The organism is Streptomyces sp. NPDC046759, assembly GCF_040645475.1.
Taxonomy (GTDB): Bacteria; Actinomycetota; Actinomycetes; order Streptomycetales; family Streptomycetaceae; genus Streptomyces.
This window is the reverse complement of record NZ_JBEYYJ010000012.1, coordinates 207,172-228,152: the sequence shown is the minus strand read 5'-3', so window position 1 is coordinate 228,152 and position 20,981 is coordinate 207,172. Positions and strand designations below refer to the sequence as shown.

Sequence of the window (20,981 nt, the reverse complement as noted above, 5' to 3'; positions counted from 1 at the left end):
TGGAACGTGTACGCCGAGGAGCTGACGCGGGTCACCGGAGCCCGTGCGGTGCGCATCTGCGACGGTGCCGTCACCGGCCCGGCCTACTTCGACCACGTCCGCCGCTGCACCCGCCCCGTCCTCAACTCGCCCAAGGGGCAGACCGCGCCGCTGCCGCCCGACCTGGTCCGCCGCGAGATCGTCGCGCCGAAGGTCTACTGGACCTGGTCCCTGGTCCGGCGCGAGAGCGAGGACCGCGCCGGAGTCCTTGCCGCCGTCGACGCCCTGTGCGAGGGCGTCGGTGACCTCGGGATCCATGCCCCGGACGCCTGGCTGCCCGCCGACGATCCGCACGCGATCCCGGCCTGACGGGGGGCGGGAGGCTCAGTCTCCCACGGCTGGGATTTCACCAACTCGTCGTGTAAACAAGTCCGTTGTCGCGTCCTTCGGATCGCGACAGGCGGTGATCGCGCTGACCTCAGTCGCTCTTCCTGCGATCACCGACCCCCCTCATGCACGGCGAAAGGCACATGTATGGCGAACAACCGCAGGATGCGCTACGGCCGACGGATACTGGCGCTCTCAGTGGCTGCCCTGGGTACCGTCGCGGCGACAGCCGTTCCGGCCTCGGCCGATGACCAGCCCACCCGGGCACAGCTCATGGCCGACTGTGACTCGGGCGCAGGGAAGTGCACCTTCAACGACCCGCAGTTGGGGCAGGCGTATCTCGGAGACTTCCACCGGGTCTCCGACTCGCTGTACAACTGCAGCACCTCGTCTGCGACCCAGTCGATGACCTGGTCCGACACGGTCGGTTCCACGGACTCGGCGGGCGTGTCCGTGACCGCCGGCGGCAAGATAGCGGGCATCATCGACCTCAGCGTGACGGCGACCTACAGCCACACCTGGTCGAGCACGCACTCGGAGGCCAGTTCCGTCAACATGACGGTGAAGCCCGGCGAAGTCGGCTGGATCTCCCGTGCGCAGGTGATGCAGACCGTCTCCGGTACCTGGCAGACCCATTACGACGACCGGAAGTGGGGTCACTACTTCTGGTTCGTGCCCGACGTGGTCGTCGGGCCTGCCCCGAACGGGACGGACGGCCGGAGCAACGCGGTGGTCGTCAAGTCCAGGAAGATGACCGCCGAGGAGAAGCGGTCCTGCTCCAGCCGCGCCGGTAGGGCCAAGACGTTCGTCGTCCGGGACTGACCCACCGGTCGAGCGCCCGGCTGCCTCGCGGTCCGTATGCCCGCGAGACAGCCGGGCGCGGTCATGGCAGGGTGGTCGGCGCCTGGCGCATGGGCCGTCCGGAGCGTGAGCCGCGTCGCATCGGGGCCCGATGAGGTTGCTATGCAACGAGTTGCATAGAAGGATCGGCGTCATGGCGCTCGAACACGCGATTCTGGTGTCGCTTCTGGAGAAGCCGGGATCCGGCTATGAGCTGGCACGGCGTTTCGAGCGGTCCATCGGCTACTTCTGGACCGCGACCCACCAACAGATCTATCGCGTGCTCAAACGCATGGAGAACGACGGTTGGGTCGACGTCAGGGACGTCCCGCAGCAGGGCCGGCCGGACAAGAAGGAATACAGCGTCGCCGACCTCGGCCGGGCTGCCCTGTCGTCCTGGTTGCACGATCCGATCGAGCCGGAGAGCGTCCGCCACGACCTGGCCGTGAAAATCCGGGGCGCCGCCTTCGACGACCCGGCAGCCCTGATCCGCGAGGTGGAGCGGCACCGGCAGGCGCACCGGGACCGGCTGGCGCACTATCTGGCAGGAGAGGCACGGGACTTCACCGGGCCCGAGGCGAACGCGGCCGGTCCGCCGGCACCGCTCGATGCGGAGCGGGAGCTCCAGCACGTCGTCCTGCGCGGTGGCATCGCGTACGAGCGGATGATGATCGACTGGCTGGACGACGTCCTCGCCACGCTGGCCCGGTTCGGTCCGGGCCACTGATCGCCGCCGCACCCTCCGCAGGCCTTCCGACACCGTCGGTCCAGCCGCCGAGTTCCGATTCCCACCCGTCCACCAGCCGAAAGGCGGCCCCACCATGGCTGACCAGCCCTTGTTCAACCCGCGCAGCTACGACCCCGCGCACTTCGATCCCGAGACGCGCCGCCTGCTGCGTGCCACCGTCGACTGGTTCGAGAACCGCGGGAAGCGCCGGCTGATCGAGGACTACCGGACCCGCGCATGGCTCGGCGACTTCCTCTCCTTCGCGGCGAAGGAGAACCTGTTCGCCACCTTCCTGACGCCCTCGTCCGCGGCGGGGGAGGGGGAAGCGGACAAGCGCTGGGACACCGCCCGGATCGCCGCGCTCAACGAGATACTCGGCTTCTACGGCCTCGACTACTGGTACGCCTGGCAGGTCACGATCCTGGGCCTCGGCCCGGTCTGGCAGAGCGACAACGCCGCCGCCCGCGCCCGCGCCGCCGAACTCCTCGCACAGGGGGAGGTGTTCGCGTTCGGCCTGTCCGAGAAGACCCACGGCGCCGACATCTACTCCACCGACATGCTGCTCGAGCCCGACGGCGACGGCGGCTTCCGCGCCACCGGCTCCAAGTACTACATCGGCAACGGCAACGCCGCCGGACTCGTCTCCGTCTTCGGCCGCCGCACCGACGTCGAGGGGCCCGACGGCTATGTGTTCTTCGCCGCTGACAGCCGCCACCCGGCCTACCACCTGGTCCAGAACGTCGTCGACTCCTCCAAGTTCGTCAGCGAGTTCCGCCTGGAGGACTACCCCGTAGCGGCCGAGGACGTCCTGCACACCGGCCGTGCCGCTTTCGACGCCGCCCTCAACACCGTCAACGTCGGCAAGTTCAACCTGTGCACCGCCTCGATCGGCATCTGCGAGCACGCGATGTACGAGGCCGTCACCCACGCCCACAACCGCGTCCTCTACGGCCGCCCCGTCACCGCCTTCCCGCATGTGCGGCGCGAGCTGACCGACGCGTACGTCAGGCTCGTCGGGATGAAGCTGTTCAGCGACCGCGCCGTCGACTACTTCCGCTCCGCCGGCCCGGACGACCGCCGCTACCTGCTCTTCAACCCGATGACGAAGATGAAGGTGACCACGGAGGGCGAGAAGGTCATCGATCTGATGTGGGACGTGATCGCTGCCAAGGGCTTCGAGAAGGACAACTACTTCGGCCAGGCGGCCGTGGAGATCCGTGGTCTGCCGAAGCTGGAGGGCACGGTCCACGTCAACCTGGCGCTGATCCTGAAGTTCATGCGCAGCCACCTCCTCGACCCGGTCGACTACCCCGCCGTGCCGACCCGCCTCGACCCGGCCGACGACGACTTCCTGTTCCGGCAGGGCCCGGCCCGCGGCCTCGGCTCGGTGCGATTCCACGACTGGCGGCCCGCCTTCGACGCGTACGCGCACCTGTCCAACGTGGCCCGCTTCCGCGAACAGGCCGATGCGCTCTGCGATTTCGTCGCCACGGCCGCCCCCGACGCGGAGCAGAGCCGCGACCTCGACCTCGTCCTCGCGGTCGGTCAGCTCTTCGCCCTCGTCGTGCACGGTCAGCTCGTCCTGGAACAGGCTGCCCTGACCGGACTCGACGAGGACGTGCTCGACGAACTCTTCGCCGTCCTCGTACGGGACTTCTCCGCGCACGCCGTCGAACTGCACGGCAAGGACTCGGCGACCGGACAGCAGCAGGACTGGGCGCTGGGTTCGATCCGGCGGCCGGTCGTCGACGACGCACGTGCGGAGCGGGTCTGGCAGCGGGTCGAGGCGCTGTCCGGAGCGTACGAGATGGCTCCGTAGGCGCGTCTCTGCGCACCACCGGTGGCCGGGTCACGCGGGCACGGCCACCGATCGGTCGGGCACGGCCACCGGTCCGTCGGGCCTGCCACCGGTCCGTAGGGCTTCGACTCCGTGTCCATTCCCGCAGGCCATCGGCGTCCATTCCCGGCAGGCCACAGGGGCAACCCGTATGCGGGGCGTGGCCCGGTGAGGCGGACGCCTGGGCCGCCCGGGCACGCGAAGGCGGTGACCCGGCGAGGCCGCCGGGAGGGAGTCTTCCCCCGGATGACACAAGCGCCCGGGCAGGGATCCGCCGCGGCTCGCCCTGGATCGCGGTGTCCGTATGCAGCCGCCCCCCGGTCACGTGACCGGCTCGCCCTGTGCGGCGTCACCCAAGGCATCGAGTTCGCCGCGGCGCGAGCGCGGCCCGGGCTGGTGTGCGTGCCGTGCCGCGCCGCCCCGGCCGATGAGCGTCGCCCGTCCGTCGGACGGCTTGCCGATCACGGCGCATCTCTTCTCTTTCAGTGACCAGGCAGCCTCCTGCCTGAAGGTCAGTCAGGTGAGACCTGCGAATCCGCTCTGAGGGGCCCTGTTTCAGCGGTGTGTGCCGAGTCACGCACGCCAAGGGCTGTGCAAGTTGTCTGCATCACAGCGGAAATGTCCATTTAGCGTCCATGCTCGAAACGGCTACCGACTCCCGAAGTGGAGCCGATCGGCATGTTCTTGGGTGCTATCTCCCAAAGTGACCCATGACACAGCACTCGTGACATTTCCGCTTGTCCCCTCGGAAAGGCGCCCCATCATGTCCGCTTACCTCTGCCCTCCTGCCGTGATACACGGCGAGCACGCCGTGGAGACCAGCCAGATCGTGGCGGAGGTGCGCGACCGGCATCCGCACGCCGCGTGGGCGCCGCGGATCGACGGCATCGCGGCGAGCACGGGCATCGAGACCCGCGGGTGGATGCTGCCGCTGGAGACCGCCGTCGCGCCCGGCAACGGCGGTGGCCTGCGCTCTGTCGGCATCGGGCCGGCCCAAGAGGCGCTGGCACGCGACGGGTTCAGTCAGCAGGACGTGGACCGTGTGATCGCCGCACTTGAGGCGATACCCACGCCGCAGACCGTCCAGGAGCGCACCGCGCCGGCCTGGGAGGCCGTGCAGTCCTACGGGGAGCGTGCGGCGCGCGGAGCCCTGCAGATCGCCGGGCTGGACGCCATGGACATCGACTGCCTGATCACCAGTAACTCCACCACCCCGGCGCTGCCGGGTCTGGACATCGCCCTGGCCAACAAGCTTGCGCTCCGCAACGACGCGATGCTGCTGCCGGCCACGCAGTGGGCCTGTATCGCGGGGACCCGCTCCCTGGCGCTGGCGGCGGATCTCGTGGCCGCGGACCCCGACCGGGTGGTCCTGGTCGTGATCGCGGAGGCGCTGAGCACGACCTATCAGCCCGCGGACGACACCCTCGAGTCCCTGATCGTCCGGTTGCTGTTCGCCGACACCGCGGTCGCCGCGGTGGTCACGGGCCGCCCGCGGCGCGAGTCGGTGCTGCGGCTGGACTCCGCCTGGCACCACACCCTGCCCGGCACCCAGGACCTGCACCGCCTGGACACGCGGGCCGACGGCACCCACTTCGTGATGGACCGGCGCGGCCCGCGGGCCGTACAGGAGACGGTCACCGCGATGTGGGACTGGCTGCGCGTCCGTTACCAGGACGACCCCGACTCCTGGCATCCCGACGTGCTGCTCGCGCACCCCGGCGGGACCCGGGTCCTGGAGTACATGGAGCAGACGATGCCCGACGCGTGGCCGTCAGGGCTGCTGGACTACAGCCGGGACAGCTACACCAGCGGCAACCGCGGAGGCGCCGCCGTGTTCGACATCATGCGGCGGGCACACGACGCCGGGCAGAAGCCGGGCAGCCGCGCCGTCCTCTACGCGGCGGCACCGGGCCTCACCGCCACCGCCCTGGAAGGGGAGTGGCTCTAGGGCGAACCCCCGCCACCCCCATCAGCACCGGCCGACCGCATCCCCGATGACGCCACCGGCACCGCTGAGGGCAGCGTCCCTGGCGTCCCTGGCGTCCCCGGGCGTCAATGGCGCCGAGTGACGGGTGACGGGTGACGGGTGACGGGTGACGGGTGACGGGTGACGGGTACGCCGCCCGTACCCCCGCCGCGCTCCCACACACCGGCTGCGCTCCCGCCGACAGCCGCGTCACCTCGCGACTTCCGCCCAGACCACCTTGCCGGTGTCCGTCCACCGCACCCCCCACCGGGTGGTGAGCCGGTGCACGATCTGCAGGCCGCGACCGCCGTCGTCGAGGAGGCCACCCGGGCCCAGACGCGGCCTGCCGTTGCCGGTGTCGCCCACCTCGCACAGCAGACCGTGACCGGCCCTGATCAGCCGTACCGTGATGGGACCGGTGGCGAAGCGCACCGCGTTCGTGACCAGCTCGCTGACCAGCAGCAGCACGGTGTCCCGGGTGCCGTCCCGGGTGCGCCATTGCCGCAGCAGCGCGCAGACCTGGGCGCGGGCACGGGCGGGGGCGTCGTCACGGGCGGGCAGCCGCCAGGTCGCGGTGTCCCCCTTGCGGTAGCCGATCATCCGCGCGAGCAGCAGGGTCACGTCGTCGCGCTGGCGCACGGGTGCCAGCGCGGAGACGACGTGTCGTGCGGCCTGCTGGAGGGAGTCCCAGGGGTGCACCGTGGACACGGCGTCCGCCAGCCTGCCGATGCCCTCGTCGATCGACACGGCGGGATCCTCCACCAGGCCGTCGGTGTAGAGGGCGAGCAGGGAGCCCGGGGGCGCGTCGAACGTGTGCACGTCGAACGGTTCCCGCAGCGCGAACTCGGCGCCGAGCCCGGGATGAGGGCGGACCATGAGCGGTCCCGCGTGCCCGTCCGGGTAGACCAGGACCGGGGGGAGGTGGCCGGCACTGGACAGCGCCACGTGATGGCTGACCGGGTCGTAGAGGGCGATGCAGCAGGTGGATCCGAGGGCGCTGTAGCCGGCCGTCAGTCCGGACTCGGCGTCGTCCAGCAGCGTCACGGTCTCGTCCAGGTGCTCCAGTACCTCGTCGGGCGCGAGCCCCGCGGACAGCAGCGCGCGGGCCTCCATGCTCAGCTGGCCCATGGTTGCCGCGGCTCCCAGGCCGTGCCCGACGACGTCACCGACCACCAGCGCGGTACGGCCGTCCGGCAGCGGAAAGCTGTTCACCCAGTCGCCGCCGACGCCCGCGCTGTCGGGCGTGGCGGGATGGTAGACGCTGGCGATCTCGACGGTGTCGCCGCCCGTCCGGGGCAGCAGCCGGCGCTGCAACGCGAGCACCTGCGTGTGCTCGCGCTGGTGCTGACGCGCCAGGTCGATGTGGTGGGCGGTCCTGGCAACCAGTTCCTGCAGGTCGAACAGCTCACTGTCACGGAAGGGGCAGTCCGCCCGCCGCCAGACCTCCGCCACGCCCAGCACGACGGGCGGCGCGCCCTCCAGGACCAGCGGTATGCACGCCACACCCGCCGACCGGTCGCCGGGCACCAGGGCCCGCATCACTCGCGGACTGCCGAGTACCCGCTCGACCGCCTCGCGGTCGGGTATGACGATGGCCTGCGGGGCGGCGTCGTCCCGCCGTACCGCCTGGGCCAGCAGGCGACTCGCGTCGCCGGGAAGATCGTCGCCCGGAGTCACGTAGCCATCGGGCCACGCCCGGTCCGGGACCAGGGCCGCCCGCCGTAGCCGGATGCGCCCCTGGGCCTGCCCGGTGACTCCCTCGCCCGTCCACACGGCGAAGTCGAGATCGACGGCGGCCACGTCTCCCCAGGCTCGCAGGGACTCCGCCAGCGACTGCGCGGTCTCGCCGATGTCCAGCGAGGTGCCGATCGCGGTCTCGGCGGCGTACAGGTGCAGCCTCCTGGCCATGGCGATCACGGAGACGGTCAGGCCCTCCTGAGGCACGGCGGCGGGCAGGATGCTCAGCGAGACCACCAGCTCCGACCCGTCGCCGCGCCGCAGGCGCTGGATCCGGGCGACGTGCGCCTCACCGGTGTCCAGGACCTGCCGCAACCGCCGTGTGACCGTCGGTACGTCCCTGGGGGGCAGCAGATCGACGAAGGGACTCCCGGCCACGGCGTCCAGACCCGCGAATACGGGGGCGTCCAGATTGCAGCGGGTGATCCTCAGATCCCTGTCCAGGTTGAGCGCGCCGAGAATCTGCTCCTGACGGCCGACTGCCGGGTTGTCGGGTACGCGACGGGGGGCGGTGCGGTCGCCCTGCGCGTCGGCAGGACCGGCGGCCGCTGCCGCTCCGCCGCGCGGGATGTAGCGCCCCAGGGCACTGCTGACCAGGTCGAACGGCGAGGAGGACGAGGGGGAGGGTGTGGAGTCCATGCGGCTCTCTCAGCAATCCCCGGCGCAGCGCCGAGGCCGTACTCGGACCCGTGCGACGGGGCCCCGAGATCCCCTGACGCACACCTCATTGAATAACACCGGGGGTCGCTTCGCCCACACCAGAGGATCGCGCGGCGAACGCGGACAGTGAGGGAACACCGCGGCCGGGGGGGCCGTGCCGCACCTCCCCGGAGGCCGCTGCCCGCCGGATGCGACGACGCCGGATGCGACGACCGCCGGATGCGACGACCCCCGGCGGACCACCGCGCCGGATCACCCTGCGCGCGGCGCCACGCGAGGACGGTCCGGCCAAGGTGATCAAGAGGGGTTCCCCGAGCCCGCCGACCGGCGGCTCAGCTCACCAGGGACCACCAGTTCGACGAACACCGCGACTGCATCCCTGCGCCGCCGGACCGGGGCGACCCGACCCGGAGAGACGAAAAGGCAGTGGTCGGCCGGAGCCGCTCGACAGGCGAGGATGCCGGCATGAGAACGCCTCTCGGCCGTCCGAGCCTGCTCCCCTGGCTGCCCTACGCACAGCGCCCGATGATGGGCGACCACGGTGTGGTCGCCCATTTCCTCGGCACCAGCTCCGTTCTGCTGACGGACGGGGAGACCTCCGTGCTCAGCGACGGGTTCGTCACCCGGCCGGGGATGCTTCGCGTCGCCCTGGGCAGGATCGCGCCCGACCGCTCCCTTGTGCGCGCCACGATCGACCGACTACGGGTGAGGAGTCTGGCCGCGGTGATCTGCGCGCACTCCCATTACGATCACGCCCTCGACGCGCCGGTGTGGGCCCTGGAGACCGGGGCGGAGCTGGTCGGATCGCCCTCGACCGCGAACATCGGCCGCGGCCTGGGAGTGCCGGAGTCGTCCCTGCGGGTGGTCGCGGACGGGGAGACCGTCTCCTACGGCCGTTTCGACCTCACCTTCCTGGACTCCGTGCACAGCCCCGGTGACCGCTGTCCCGGCACCGTCGACCAGCCCCTTGTGCCACCGGCCCGCGCCGGCGCATGGAAGACCGGCATCGCCTACAGCGTGCTCGTCACCCACCCGAGGGGCCGCATCCTGCTGCACGCCAGCGCCAACTTCCGCCCCGGCACCCTGCGGGGCCGGCCCGCCGACGCCGTCTATCTCGGCATCGGCAATCTGGGCAAGCAGTCGACCGAGTTCCTGCATGCGTACTGGGACGAGGTCGTGGTCGCGACGGGGGCCCGCCGGGTGGTCCTCGTGCACTGGGACGACTTCTTCCTCGGTCTGCACCGGCCTCTGAGGCCCATGCCCCGTTTCCTGGACGACATGGACGCCACGATGCGCCGGCTGTTGCCCCTGGCCCGCCGCGACGGTGTCGACGTCGTCCTCCCCGTCACCTGGCAACCGAGCGCCCCTCTCGCCGACCTGCCGTGACGGCGCGCGCCGGCGCGTGCGCGCGGGACGCCCGGCAGTCCGGGCTTTCGGCCCGCGCTCACGAAGTGACCCTGCGGGGGCGGCCCCCGGCCGCTGCCCCCGCACCCCGCCCCGCCCGGCGGAGCCGACGGGCGCCACGTGCTCAGACGGCGTTCAACCCCCCGTCCACCACCAGACTCTGCCCGGTGATGTAGGAGGCGCGGTCGGAGAGCAGAAAGGTGACGGCTTCGGCCACCTCCCAGGCGGTGCCCTGGCGCCCGAGCGGTATGCGGGCGAACGAGGTGGAACGCGACGCCCGCCGGGCCGACGCCTCACGGCCCATCGGGGTGTCGATCAGGCCCGGGACGACCAGGTTGGCGCGGATCCCGCGGGGCGCACCCTCCTTGGCGACATGCCGGGTGAGTCCGAACAGGCCCGCCTTGGAACTGTCGTAGGCGGGCGAGTCGGTGGCGGCGCGCAGCCCCGCCACGGAACCGACGAAGACGATCGAGCCTCCGTCGGCGATCGCGGGCAGACCGTACTTGGCGGCGAGAAAGGGAGCGCCCAGATTGAGCGAGAGCACGCGTTCCCACTGCTGCGGTGAGGTGTCCGCCAGCCCCGTGCCGAGACCGATGCCCACGTTGACCACCAGCGCGTCGAGCGCGCCGAGTCCGCGGAGAGTCTCGGCGACCATGGCCGAGGACTGTTCGGGATCCGTCGCGTCACCGACCACAGGCAGGCCACGACCGCCTTCCTCGCCGACCAGGGCGGCGGTGGCCGCCGCGGCGGAGGGGGAGACGTCGGCGCAGGCCACGGAGGCTCCTTCGCGGGCGGCGAGCACGGCCACCGCCCGTCCGTTGCCCACCGGGGCCCTCGCATCGTCACCGGGGCGGGTACCCGCCCCGATGACCAGTACGTTACGGCCGGTCAGAAGGCCGATCGGGTGGGTCGCGCCGTTCCGGGGCTCAGACATCGGTGTGTGTCCCTTCCGCTGAGCCCGGGTCCGCCCCGGGCAGCGTTTCCGTTGCGTAGCCGGGCTCGAGCGGGGTGCCGACGGAGTTCAGGAAGAACGCGACCATGTGGTACTGGCCGACGAGCATGGTGATTTCGATGAGCTGTGCCTCGTCGTGGTCGGCGGAGAGTGCGGACCAGGTCGCCGCGGACAGACGTGCGTCCCGGTGCAGTTCGTCGGCGGCACGCAGCAGTCGGGCATCGTCCGGCGTCCACCCTCCCGCGTCCGGGTCCGCGCCGACCCGCCGGATCTCCTCGTCGGTGACCCCGGCGGCCCTGGCCAGCGGTACATGGCGCCCCCATTCGTAACCGGCCCGGGTGTTGTAGGCGGTGCGCAGGATCAGCAGTTCCCGGGTCCGGTCCGGAAGGCGGCCGTCGCGCAGCAGGTGGCTGCCGAACGGCAGGAAGTGCCTGAAGAGGCCGGGGTGCCGCACCAAGGTGGTGAAGACGTTGGCGGGGTGACCGTCGGCGTCCCGGGGGACGGGGGCGAGCAGCTCCCGGGTGGACCGGTCCCAGCGGTCCTCGGGCAGTGGCGCGAGGCGCGGGCCGGTGGCGGGGCGGTCGGGGCGGTGATGGTGCTCGTCGGTCATGGTGGCTCCGCACGGTTCGTCAGGGCGGTCGATGGCACGCGGGCGGGACTGAGCACGGTCGATCGGTGCCTTGCCGTGCGCTGCCGACGTGCTCGTTCCGCCGCCGTGCCACTGTGCTGTCGGCGGTGGGGCGTTGTCGACGGATCCCCGGCCAAGGGCGGAGGCCGGCATATTGTTCAGGTGCACAACGAGCGGTGGGCGAGGGGAGGGGGCGCGGTCCATGCCCGGACAGTCGTGCGCGGCGGTGCCCCTCGAACGCGTCATCGCCGCGATGACCGCGCAGCAGACGCGCCTGGGCGGGCGGTTGTACGCGGAGCTTACGGACCACGTCCCGTCCTACCGCGCTGTCCCGCGGGAACTACTGGACCGGATCTGGCACCGGCACTTCCAGCGGGCACTGTCGGTGGTGCGAGAAGGGACGGTGCCCGCGCCGGAGGACTTCGGCGAAGCCGACGTGGCCTGGGACCGGGTCGCCCGGGGCGTGCCGCTCGGCGACGGGCTCCGCGCCTTCCGCCGGGCGCTGAGCGCGATACGGGACCTGTTCCTCGCCGAGGGGACCGAACAGGGGCTGGACCCCGGCCTCGTCGTCGACCGCACCAGGTGTCTGTGGGAGCTCGCGGACGTCGCGAGCGTGCAGATCGCCGCGGTCCACCGGCAGGCGGAGATCGCCTCCGCCCTGTTCGACGCCCGTCGTCGCGCCGACTTCCTGCGCGGACTGCTCCACGGGACGCTGAGCGCGGTGGAGATCCACAGTGGTGCGGCGCTCTACGGACTGGACCCCGCGCGGCGGTACCGGGCCATCAAAGCCGTCCCGGGCGGCGACGTCCGTCCGGACGCGCTGGAACGCCTCCTGGATTCCCACGGCCGCAGGAACGGCCGGGGAGCGCTGCTCACCGTGCTGGACGACGCTGTGGCCGGGGTCGTCGAGGCCAGGCCGGAGAGCGGTGACCTGGAGGTGACGGCGGGGCTCGGGCCGCCGACGGGCCTGGCCGTGGTGCACCGCTCCTTCCGTGCCGCCGGCCGGATGCTGGAGGCCGCCCGTGCGTACGGTCTGCGCGGTGTGTACGACCTGAGCGACCTGTCGTGGCGGGTGGCGGTCGTCGCCGAACCGGAACTCGCCGAGGTGCTGCTCGACCGCTATCTGCGCCCGCTGGAGGCGGAGGGGGAGTTCGGTGCGCTCATCGAGGAGTCGGTGCGGGAATACCTGGCGAGTGGACGGCACGTCCGCGAGGTCGCCCGCAGAGCACACGTCCATGTCAATACCGTCCGCTACCGTCTGCGCCGTTTCGAGGAGCTGACCGGCACCAGCCTGGACGCTCCGGACACCGTGGTGGAACTCAGCTGGGCCCTGGCGGCACGCGACTTGGGGACACCTCCGTGAGGGCCGCCTGCCACCGGGGCCCCAGCTTCCCGGCCAAGCCGACCGTCGAGCAGGGGTGAGCGGCCCGATCAGATCGGCGAGCGGCTGCGAGGCACCCGGGCCAAGGGCCTCACCGTCCCGTAGAGCTGACGCAATGCGTCGCGCAAGACCAGGCGGTCCTGGGGCGCGGCTGTCACCAGCGCCTGTTCCAGGAGTTGCCGACGCCGTTGACGCATCGCTTCGAGCACACACTTTCCCGCGCCGGTGACGTAGAACTCCCCGGAGGGGAGGCGGCGCACCCATGCGCGTCGCTCCAGCAGGCCGAGCAGTCCCGTCGCGGACGAAGGGCTGACGCCGAGGAGAACAGCCATACGGCCCGGGCTGGTTGGCTCACCGTCCAGCGCGAGAAGGCCGCGAATCTGCTCGTCCGAGACCGTGGGCGCGACGTCCTCACGTGCTCGTCGGCACAACTCGACCAGTGATTCGGCGACGCTCTTGGCCGCAGGCACTGCTTCGGCAGGTTCGGGATCCACTGACATGGCTTTTCCCCTTCCTCGATGCCGTTGAGTCCACGCCCCTACCCACCTGGCGGCACGTCAGCTCCGTACCTGGGTTCGAAAAGCCCGTGAGCTGGGGCAGGCGGCGGACAATGGGCGGCGTCGGTCGGCCACCCGGGTGACGAGGCAGCCGGTGAGGAGGGTGGCCCCTCGACAGTTGCCCCCCTGCGCCTGGGAGGTGGACGGACGGTCCGCCCGCGCTGATGAGGAAGGCGCTCGGACCGGCCGGGTCGGCGATGCCCGCAGCACGTCGTTTCCACTCGGCAAAGGTTGACGCTTCTATCGGCTACTCTCGGTTTTCCGCAGGCCCTTGCTGGGGTCGGGGGGACTGTCCCATCGCCCTGGCGTGTCGTGGGCGGGGAGACGATCAGGCACGTGCTGGGGGGCGGATGTGGTGCCGTGGAGGCGGAGTCGTCGAGATCGGACGCGCCCGGACGACGGACCGTCCAGCGTCGAGCCCCTGGCACCCGGTGGCCTACTCGCGGTCGAGATCACTCCGGCGGAGTTCCAGGTTCTCGTTCACGTGATCCAGCACGCGCGTACCTGCCTGGAAGTGCACAGCGGCAGCGATCCGGCCACGATCCACAACGCCAGCGGCGCCGCCTTGCCGCCGCTGCTCTATCCACGCGCCGGCCTCGCCCTCGCGCGGGGCCTGAGCGGCATCCCCCTGTTGCTGTCCGAGATCCGCCATCTGGATGCGGCGGTCGTGAACCTGGAGTCCTACGGCGGGCACGAAGCGGTGCTCTGTGAGGGGTACGGCCTCATCGAGCGGCTCGAGAGGCTCAGTGAGTACGCCCGTGAGGCCCGGATCGTCGAGGGTGTCCTCGCCCTCGACGATCCGGCTCGACGCGCTCCGTGCCCGCACTGCTCGTAGAGCTCGAGGGTCAGCCTGCGGCAGCCGGGGCGACCCGGTGGATCGCCAGCGCGTCCAGACGACGCACCTTGGCGTCGGAGGGCGCGCACACCAGATGCCCGACCCGCTGCGGAGGGCCGGACGGGCAGTGCTCACCGCGCAGCGCGCTGCCGACGAAACGCTGCATTCGCTCGCTGCACCTGCGGTAGAACCGCAACTGGGTGCGGCGGCCGAACAGGCGCCAGCCGAGGACGGTGATCCGATCCAAAGTGGGTGCGCCTTGCGAATGGCATGAGACCAGGAACTCCACCTGGCCCGTCTCCTGGTGTTTCACGACTTCGTACGTGACCTTGCCCCGTTCCAGATGGCCCTCCAAGGTCTCGTAGGCCCATCCCCAGACGCGGTCCGCGGCGTCACGGGCCTCGTCCACCACTTCGGTGACGCGTACGCCGCAGTAGAAGTGCATGCCGTGGAAGCGGGCTTCGAGCAGCATGTCACGCCCGAGCAGTGGCGCGTCCGGATCGTAGAGCGCTCGGACGATCTCCGGCGGCGAGAACTCGTAGTCCCGGACCAGGCGGCAGGCGTGCTCGAAACATCCCCCCGGTTCCGGGGGGCCCGGTCGCTCGGGCGGCAGTGCGGTGCGGTAGGCGTCGATGTTCCAGGCCGGCCGGCGCACCTCCTCCACGGAGTAGTTGACGCGTGCGGCTGCGAGCCCCTGCCACAGTCGCGCGGCGTCGAGCCGTCCGAAGACCAGGTCACCCAATGGCGATCACTTCGGTTCCCGAAGTGACTCGCCGATGAGCCACAGCATCGGCGGCCACAGGCCCACGAAGAGTGCGCGCCGCTCGGCGTTCCCCCGCTGCTCCTGGTCGACGGCCTTCGCGCGCACCCACAACGTCAGGCACAGGCCGATCGCGGCGAGTGAGGCTGAGTGCAGGTGTGCCGGGCGCGCGCCGGCTCGGTGCAGGAGCTGGACCACCATGCGCGCCTCCGGGTCGTCCGCTGGTGAGACTGTGTCATGTCCGATGTGCAAGTATTCACACACTAATAGGCAATCGTGACGGTTCGGGAAGGGTGGGCATGTCGCGACGACACGGTCCTCGGGTACACACCGTGCTCGCGCGGTGGCTCCTGGGCACGGTGCTGGTCACCTGGCGCTATCTCTGGGAAACGACTCCCCTCCACCGGGGCGGCGAGTGCCGGGGCGACGAGCGGGACCGCCCGCCGCGCCTGCCCCCCGAAACGGTCGACGCCCGGGTGCAACGGGCCGAGGACGGCTGCGGCCCCTTGTTCCACCGCCTCTTCCGGGTGCGCATCGCCGAGGCCGACATCGACGCCGGCCGGCTCATCGAACGGGTCTGCCGCGATTTCAAGAGCTTCGTCCCCACGGAGGTCGTCGACATCCGCGCCGGTGAACTCCGCGCCCATGGTCTGGACGCCGGGGACGAGCTGGTGGTGGACATGCCGGGTCCCTGGAACGGACCCGTCAGAGTCGTCCACCGCGACGCCGAGACCCTGCGTCTGGTGACCCTGCGCGGCCACATGGAGGCCGGTCAGGTGCAGTTCCGTGCGCACGAGGACGGTGACCTGCTCGTGTTCGAGATCGAGCTGTGGGCCCGGCCGGGCAGCCGCATGGTGCACCTTCTGTACTCGCACCTGCGTCTGGCGAAGGAGATTCAGCTCAACATGTGGGTCCGGTTCTGCCTGTCCGCCGTCACGGCATCGGGTGGCCGGCTGACGGACGGAGTGCACGTCGCCACGCGCCGGCTCGATCCCCCTGGGAGGGCCGCGCGACGCACGACATGGGCTTCCGCGGCGTGGGTCGCGGAGGCGCCGCCCGGCGGGAGAGCTCCGTGAGCCGAGCGCGAGCCGCCGGAGAGAGGGAACCGCAGAGGGCGGCGCCACAGAGAAGACGACAGAGGGGACCACACAGGCACCGCAGAGGCACCGCAGAGGGGAAGGGACAACCGGTGACGGACAGCCCCCTCAAGGACCGGACCATCGTGGTGACCGGAGCCGCGCGCGGCCTGGGCGCGGCCCTGGCGCTCGAACTGGCCCGGCGCCGGGCGCGCCTGGCGCTGCTGGGCCATGAAGGAGCCGAGCTGGAGGCGCTGGCGGCAGCCCTTCCCACCACCGCGCTCGCTTTCGAGGTCGACGTCACCGACCACACCGCCCTCACCGATGCGGCAGGTGAGATCCGCGGTCTTCTCGGCCGTCCGTCGGTGGTCGTGGCGAACGCGGGTATCGCGCTGGGCGGCCCCTTTGCCACGTCGGATCCCGACTCATGGCGCCGTGTCATCGACGTGAACCTGACGGGCAGCGCACAGACGGCGCGCACCTTCCTGCCCGACCTGGTGGCGACGGCCGGCTACTTCCTGCAGGTCGCATCCCTGGCGTCACTCGGCGCCACCCCCATGATGAGCGCTTACTGCGCCTCCAAGGCCGGCGTGGAAGCCTTCGCGCACACGCTGCAGGCGGAAGTGGCCCACCAAGGGGTCGCCGTGGGCGTCGCCTACCCCTCCTGGACCGACACCGACATGATCCGCGAGGCGGAACGCTTCACCGCGATGCACGAGCTGCGCGCCCACATGCCCCCTCCCGCTCGCACCGTCTACCCGGTCGCCACGGTCGCGGCCCGACTGGCCCGCGCGGTGGAGTGCCGCCGTACCGCGGTCTACGTACCGGCGTGGCTGCGTTGCATCCAGGCGGTGCGCGCTGCCCTGCCCCCCTTCGTGCTGCGCATCTCCCGGCACGAACTGCCCCGCTTGGACGCCGGGCATCCCTTGCCCGGCACGGGCCGGCTCGGCGCCGGCGGGCGAGCCGACCGCGCCGCGGCAGAACCGGGCGACGACTGACCGGGGCGGTCCCCAGAAGCGGGGAGGGCCGGCCCCGAGCGGACTCGGGTGCCCTCCGCGGCTCGGCGGGCGGCACCTCCTGCGGCGCACCCGGGCGTCCGCCTCCGAACAGAGGTGATCACGAGCGTCGGTGTGGAAGGCCCCGGCCGGGGCACCGGAATGCTGAGGTGTTCCGCTGACGTGCGGACTCGCACCCGAGGGTGTGGGAGGGCACATGGACGTGCTGGCCCGGTTGGACCGATATCAGAGACGGCACCGGTGGGCGGGGATGCCGCTCGCGGTCGTGTACAAGTTCTTCGACGACCAGGTCACCTACCTGGCCGCACTGATGGCCTACTACGGCTTCGTCTCCCTCTTCCCGCTGCTGCTGTTCCTGGTCGCGATCCTCAGCGCCGCCCTGCACGGCAATGCGCAGCTGCAGCACTCGATGCTGCACTCCGCACTGAGCGAGTTCCCGGTGATCGGGGACCAGCTCGGCCACAACATCCACTCGTTCCACGGCAGCGGCGCCGCCATCGTGGTGGGAGTCGCCGGCAGCGTGTACGGCGCCCTCGGCATCGCCCAGGCGGCTCAGCACGCCCTGAACAAGATCTTCGCGGTGCCGCGCCATGCCCGTCCCGACCCGCTGCGCTCACGGGCGAGGAGCCTGTACTTCCTGCTCCTGCTCGCGGTCGGTCTCTGCCTGACGACGGCACTGTCCACCTCGGAGTCCGCTGCCACCATCTACGGAAACCGCCTGGCCATCGGCATCAGGATCGCCGCCGGGATCCTGGGAGTCGTCCTCAACGCCGCCCTCCTGCTGCTGAGCTACCGGCTCATGACCCGGCGCAAACTGCCGCTGCGCGCCACGTACGGCCCGGCCCTGGGAGCCGCATGCGCCTGGCAGGCGCTGCAGTGGGGCGGCTCCTACTACGTCGGTCACGTGCTGCGGGGGGCCACGGCGACCTACGGCATGTTCGGCATCGTGCTCGGCCTGCTCGCGTGGATCTATCTCGCGGCCACGGTGTACCTCGCCACAGCGGAGATCATCGCCGTACGCTGCCTGCGGCTGTGGCCGCGCAGCCTGCTGACGCCCTTCACCGACCACGTCCACCTCGCCTCGGGCGACCTGCGCGCCTACCGCTCCTACGCTGCCACGGAGTCCTTCAAGGGCTTCGAGAAGATCTACGTCCGCTTCGGCGAGCCTCCACCGCCGGCCGTGGGCGACAAGGGACCCCCCTGATCCGTCCGCGGCCCGGGGCCCGGTCTTGATCACATCTCACGGCCGACGTGCCGTGTCCGCACGCCGGGCTTCTGCGGCGTGCCGACCGTGTCGGCCGGTCCCTGTTCCGTCATTGGGAAGCACCGCAGTTTGCCGTCGGCTTCGAACGGGGAACTCTGGCCGGAGCCCGAACGTGTTCCGCTGCAGGAGGCATCGATGACGGACGAGCCGGACGACCGCTTCGACGTGGTGGTACTCGGTGCCGGCCCCGGTGGCTACGTGGCCGCGATCCGCGCCGCCCAGCTCGGCAGACGCGTCGCCGTCGTCGAGCGGAAGTACTGGGGCGGGATCTGCCTGAACGTGGGCTGCATCCCGACCAAGGCCCTGCTGCGCAACGCCGAGCTGGCGCACGTGTTCACCCGCGAGGCGAAGACCTTCGGCATTCGCGTCGACGGGCAGGTGTCCTTCGACTACGGCGAGGCGTTCCGCCGCAGCCGCAAGGTCGCCGACGGCCGGGTCAAGGGCGTGCACTACCTGATGAAGAAGAACAAGATCACGGAGATCGACGGTCAGGGCACGTTTCTCGGCCCGCACACCCTCCAGGTGTCCGGCTTCGACGGCGACACCCGCACCGTCGGATTCGACCACTGCGTCATCGCCACCGGCGCCACGCCGAAGCTGCTGCCCGGCACCCGGCGCACCTCCCGCGTGGTCACCTTCGAGGAGCAGATCCTCGCCGAGGAACTGCCCCAGTCGATCATCATCGCGGGCGCCGGCGCGATCGGCGTCGAGTTCGCCTACATCCTGCACAACTACGGGGTGAAGGTCACGATCGTCGAGTTCCTGGACCGCCTCGCCCCGCTGGAGGACGTCGAGGTGTCCGCGGAACTCGCCAAGCAGTACCGCAGACTGGGCATCGACGCGCTCACCTCCACCCGTGTCGACTCCATCGACGAATCGGGCCCGCGCGTCCGCGTCACGGTCACCGGCAAGGACGGCTCCCAGCAGGTCCTGGAGGCCGACAAGGTCCTCCAGGCGCTCGGCTTCGCCCCCAACGTGACCGGTTACGGACTGGAGAACACCGGTGTGCAGGTCTCCGAGCGCGGCGCGATCGACGTCGACGGCCGCTGCCGTACGAACGTGCCGCACATCTACGCCATCGGTGACGTCACCGCGAAGCTGATGCTCGCGCACGCCGCTGAGGCGATGGGGGTGATCGCCGCCGAGACGCTGGCGGACGCGGAGACCATGGAGCTCGACTACGCGATGATCCCGCGGGCCACCTTCTGCCAGCCGCAGATCGCCAGCTTCGGCCACACGGAGGCCCGGGCACGCGAACTGGGTTACGACGTCAAGGTGGCGAAGTTCCCGTTCACCGCGAACGCCAAGGCGCACGGCCTGGGCGACGCCACCGGCTTCGTGAAGCTGATCAGCGACGCGAAGTACGGCGAACTGATCGGCGGCCACCTCATCGGCCCCGACGTCACCGAACTGCTGCCCGAGCTGACCCTGGCACAGCAGTGGGACCTCACCGTCCACGAGGTCGCCCGCAACGTCCACGCTCATCCGACGCTCGGCGAGGCCATCCAGGAGGCCGTGCACGGCTTGGCCGGACACATGATCAACCTGTGAGATCGCTCCCGATCCGTCGAAGTGGCCGGCCCGGTCGTCCGGAGGCCGCCGAAGAAGGCACCGCCGGAGCGGATGATCACGTGGGCCGGGCGTTCAGCCCCGGGCGGGCGGATGGCCGAGGACCTCGAATGAGGCTGGTCGGCCGGAGCCGCTACGGACGGTGCGGCCGGTCCCGGTCGGCGGCGGGCCGGTGTCAGTGGCGTCCGGTGGGAGCGAGGGCACCGGGTCTCCTCGGTACCCGTCACCGGCGCTGAGGGCGCCATTCGAAGAGCAGGATGGTCACGTCGTCCCGCAGCTGGTTGCGCTGGTACTCGAGGATGGCGTGGATGAGCAGCCGCAGCACCTCGGCGGGGCGCTGGCCGGCGGCGGTGGAGCGGATGATGAAGTCGGTGAACCGGTCGAGGCCGAATTCCGCACCGTCGGCGTCGCGAGCCTCCACGACACCGTCGGTGTAGAGCAGGACGCAGTCGCCTGGTTCCAGAGTCGTCTCGTGAACGTGCCGGGCTGCCGGGACGAGTGGGCCGGCCAGGCCGATCGGTGGCTGTGGGGGACTGTCCAGCGCCCCGGTGAGCACCCGGTCGCCACGAATCAGCAGCGGTGGGGGATGACCGCAGTTGACCCAGCGCAGGACCCCCGTCCTGGCATCGAGCCGACACAGCACACCGGTGCAGAAGTGGTCGGGGAGCCACCGGGCGAGCGCCTTGTCGATGGAGCCGACGACGTCCTCCAGATCGCCCCCGCTCCGGCGGGCGTTGCGCGCCGCCGCCATGGCGACCGACGTGGTCAGTCCGGCGGTCAGATCGTGCCCCATGGCGTCGAGGATCGTGGTGTACAGCACGTCCTTGATCACCGAGTGGTCGAAGGCGTCGCCGGCGATGTCGTACGCCGGTTCCAGGACCGCGGTCGAGACGCACCTGCTGCTGCCGATGGTGCGGGGTGGCAGAAAGGCCCGCAGCATCTCGGCGGGCAAAGCCATGGTCGCGGTGCGGGTGCGGGCGGCGAGCCAGTCGCTGTAGGCGCGCTTGGACGTGATCAGCATGGCGATCAGGTGGGCCAGCATCCGGCTGCGGCGCATCCGCACCCCGTCGAGCGAGGCGGTCCGTACCGCCAGCACGCCCAGCCGCTCCGCACCGTCGACCAGGGGCATCCAGACGACCAGGCCGGCGTCGGCCTCGCACACCCGCGGGGAGACCGTCCGGTACGCCCAGCCGGCCGACGAGCCCTCGACCGGCAGCGCCTCCCGGGCCTCCTCGACGGGGATGAGCAGCCGTTGTTGCGGGACCGGTGGAGGCGTGCGGTGGGTCCGGCACGGGGATCACCCCCTCCGCCCCCAGTCTCACACCGATCCCAGCCCCGCTCACCTCCCGAGCACGGGAAAGGCATGTGCTCCGTCCGCCGAGCCAAGGGTCTGACCTGCTCAAACG

Annotated in this window: 17 protein-coding genes and 2 pseudogenes; 12 read left to right on the top strand and 7 right to left on the bottom strand. The window is 71.0% G+C overall.

Annotated elements, in window-relative coordinates; all coding sequences use genetic code 11:
• The 5 genes and pseudogenes from ABZ919_RS18890 to ABZ919_RS18870 all read left to right on the top strand — a co-directional run.
• A pseudogene (locus ABZ919_RS18890) lies at positions 1-348 on the top strand (LysR family transcriptional regulator); the annotation flags it as partial.
• A gap of 216 nt (positions 349-564) precedes the next feature.
• Positions 565-1,188: a hypothetical protein gene (locus ABZ919_RS18885; protein ID WP_361248747.1), complete on the top strand. Its 624-nt coding sequence runs from the start codon at positions 565-567 to the stop codon at positions 1,186-1,188.
• Positions 1,189-1,360: 172 nt separating this feature from the next.
• Complete coding sequence (locus ABZ919_RS18880) at positions 1,361-1,933, top strand: PadR family transcriptional regulator (protein WP_361248745.1); 573 nt, start codon at positions 1,361-1,363, stop codon at positions 1,931-1,933.
• Between the two features lie 94 nt (positions 1,934-2,027).
• Positions 2,028-3,752 carry an acyl-CoA dehydrogenase family protein gene (locus ABZ919_RS18875; protein ID WP_361248744.1) on the top strand — a complete coding sequence of 575 codons (1,725 nt, stop codon included), beginning with the start codon at positions 2,028-2,030 and terminating at the stop codon, positions 3,750-3,752.
• A 781-nt stretch (positions 3,753-4,533) separates the two neighbouring features.
• Positions 4,534-5,718, top strand: coding sequence for a type III polyketide synthase (locus ABZ919_RS18870; protein ID WP_361248742.1), 1,185 nt, complete (start codon positions 4,534-4,536; stop codon positions 5,716-5,718).
• A gap of 228 nt (positions 5,719-5,946) precedes the next feature.
• Here the strand turns inward: ABZ919_RS18870 and ABZ919_RS18865 are convergent, their stop codons facing one another.
• Positions 5,947-8,112: a SpoIIE family protein phosphatase gene (locus tag ABZ919_RS18865; RefSeq protein WP_361248740.1), complete on the bottom strand. Its 2,166-nt coding sequence runs from the start codon at positions 8,110-8,112 to the stop codon at positions 5,947-5,949.
• Positions 8,113-8,598: 486 nt separating this feature from the next.
• Here ABZ919_RS18865 and ABZ919_RS18860 point away from each other — a divergent pair, with 486 nt between their 5' ends.
• Positions 8,599-9,519 carry an MBL fold metallo-hydrolase gene (locus ABZ919_RS18860; RefSeq protein WP_361248738.1) on the top strand — a complete coding sequence of 307 codons (921 nt, stop codon included), beginning with the start codon at positions 8,599-8,601 and terminating at the stop codon, positions 9,517-9,519.
• A 142-nt stretch (positions 9,520-9,661) separates the two neighbouring features.
• Here ABZ919_RS18860 and ABZ919_RS18855 read toward each other — a convergent pair whose 3' ends face one another.
• Both ABZ919_RS18855 and ABZ919_RS18850 read right to left on the bottom strand, forming a co-directional pair.
• Positions 9,662-10,471 carry an SDR family oxidoreductase gene (locus ABZ919_RS18855; RefSeq protein ID WP_361248736.1) on the bottom strand — a complete coding sequence of 270 codons (810 nt, stop codon included), beginning with the start codon at positions 10,469-10,471 and terminating at the stop codon, positions 9,662-9,664.
• Positions 10,464-11,099 (bottom strand): carboxymuconolactone decarboxylase family protein, encoded by a 636-nt coding sequence (locus ABZ919_RS18850; protein WP_361248734.1) that lies wholly within the window; start codon positions 11,097-11,099, stop codon positions 10,464-10,466. Before ABZ919_RS18850 ends, ABZ919_RS18855 begins: the two co-directional genes overlap by 8 nt.
• A gap of 220 nt (positions 11,100-11,319) precedes the next feature.
• Between ABZ919_RS18850 and ABZ919_RS18845 the strand changes: the two genes are divergently transcribed.
• Positions 11,320-12,480: a helix-turn-helix domain-containing protein gene (locus ABZ919_RS18845; RefSeq protein ID WP_361248731.1), complete on the top strand. Its 1,161-nt coding sequence runs from the start codon at positions 11,320-11,322 to the stop codon at positions 12,478-12,480.
• Positions 12,481-12,548: 68 nt separating this feature from the next.
• Here ABZ919_RS18845 and ABZ919_RS18840 read toward each other — a convergent pair whose 3' ends face one another.
• Complete coding sequence (locus ABZ919_RS18840; RefSeq protein WP_361248728.1) at positions 12,549-12,998, bottom strand: hypothetical protein; 450 nt, start codon at positions 12,996-12,998, stop codon at positions 12,549-12,551.
• Between the two features lie 541 nt (positions 12,999-13,539).
• Here ABZ919_RS18840 and ABZ919_RS18835 point away from each other — a divergent pair.
• Positions 13,540-13,890, top strand: a complete 351-nt coding sequence (locus ABZ919_RS18835) for a hypothetical protein (RefSeq protein ID WP_361248726.1) — start codon at positions 13,540-13,542, stop codon at positions 13,888-13,890.
• A 10-nt stretch (positions 13,891-13,900) separates the two neighbouring features.
• Here ABZ919_RS18835 and ABZ919_RS18830 read toward each other — a convergent pair whose 3' ends face one another.
• On the bottom strand, positions 13,901-14,632 hold the full coding sequence (locus ABZ919_RS18830; protein WP_361248723.1) for a DUF1990 family protein: 732 nt from the start codon (positions 14,630-14,632) through the stop codon (positions 13,901-13,903).
• Positions 14,633-14,638: 6 nt separating this feature from the next.
• A complete protein-coding gene (locus ABZ919_RS18825) occupies positions 14,639-14,851 on the bottom strand; it encodes a hypothetical protein (protein ID WP_361248720.1) in 213 nt (70 codons plus the stop codon).
• Between the two features lie 131 nt (positions 14,852-14,982).
• Between ABZ919_RS18825 and ABZ919_RS18820 the strand changes: the two genes are divergently transcribed.
• The 4 genes from ABZ919_RS18820 (at position 14,983) to lpdA (ending at position 19,557) form a co-directional block, all read left to right on the top strand.
• Complete coding sequence (locus tag ABZ919_RS18820) at positions 14,983-15,726, top strand: DUF1990 domain-containing protein (RefSeq protein WP_361248717.1); 744 nt, start codon at positions 14,983-14,985, stop codon at positions 15,724-15,726.
• Between the two features lie 113 nt (positions 15,727-15,839).
• A complete protein-coding gene (locus ABZ919_RS18815) occupies positions 15,840-16,724 on the top strand; it encodes a short-chain dehydrogenase/reductase (protein ID WP_361248715.1) in 885 nt (294 codons plus the stop codon).
• Between the two features lie 268 nt (positions 16,725-16,992).
• Complete coding sequence (locus ABZ919_RS18810) at positions 16,993-17,946, top strand: YihY/virulence factor BrkB family protein (protein WP_361248713.1); 954 nt, start codon at positions 16,993-16,995, stop codon at positions 17,944-17,946.
• 195 nt (positions 17,947-18,141) lie between these two features.
• Complete coding sequence (lpdA, locus tag ABZ919_RS18805; protein ID WP_361248711.1) at positions 18,142-19,557, top strand: dihydrolipoyl dehydrogenase; 1,416 nt, start codon at positions 18,142-18,144, stop codon at positions 19,555-19,557.
• 241 nt (positions 19,558-19,798) lie between these two features.
• Here lpdA and ABZ919_RS18800 read toward each other — a convergent pair.
• A pseudogene (locus tag ABZ919_RS18800) lies at positions 19,799-20,833 on the bottom strand (PP2C family protein-serine/threonine phosphatase); the annotation flags it as partial.
• Between the last annotated feature and the right edge of the window lie 148 nt (positions 20,834-20,981).

Coding starts and splice junctions, on each gene's coding strand:
- ABZ919_RS18880 (WP_361248745.1), top strand. CDS start 1,361: ATGGCGCTCGAACACGCGATTCTGGTGTCGCTTCTGGAGAAGCCGGGA.
- ABZ919_RS18875 (WP_361248744.1), top strand. CDS start 2,028: ATGGCTGACCAGCCCTTGTTCAACCCGCGCAGCTACGACCCCGCGCAC.
- ABZ919_RS18870 (WP_361248742.1), top strand. CDS start 4,534: ATGTCCGCTTACCTCTGCCCTCCTGCCGTGATACACGGCGAGCACGCC.
- ABZ919_RS18865 (WP_361248740.1), bottom strand. CDS start 8,112: ATGGACTCCACACCCTCCCCCTCGTCCTCCTCGCCGTTCGACCTGGTC.
- ABZ919_RS18860 (WP_361248738.1), top strand. CDS start 8,599: ATGAGAACGCCTCTCGGCCGTCCGAGCCTGCTCCCCTGGCTGCCCTAC.
- ABZ919_RS18855 (WP_361248736.1), bottom strand. CDS start 10,471: ATGTCTGAGCCCCGGAACGGCGCGACCCACCCGATCGGCCTTCTGACC.
- ABZ919_RS18850 (WP_361248734.1), bottom strand. CDS start 11,099: ATGACCGACGAGCACCATCACCGCCCCGACCGCCCCGCCACCGGCCCG.
- ABZ919_RS18845 (WP_361248731.1), top strand. CDS start 11,320: ATGCCCGGACAGTCGTGCGCGGCGGTGCCCCTCGAACGCGTCATCGCC.
- ABZ919_RS18840 (WP_361248728.1), bottom strand. CDS start 12,998: ATGTCAGTGGATCCCGAACCTGCCGAAGCAGTGCCTGCGGCCAAGAGC.
- ABZ919_RS18825 (WP_361248720.1), bottom strand. CDS start 14,851: ATGGTGGTCCAGCTCCTGCACCGAGCCGGCGCGCGCCCGGCACACCTG.
- ABZ919_RS18810 (WP_361248713.1), top strand. CDS start 16,993: ATGCCGCTCGCGGTCGTGTACAAGTTCTTCGACGACCAGGTCACCTAC.
- lpdA (WP_361248711.1), top strand. CDS start 18,142: ATGACGGACGAGCCGGACGACCGCTTCGACGTGGTGGTACTCGGTGCC.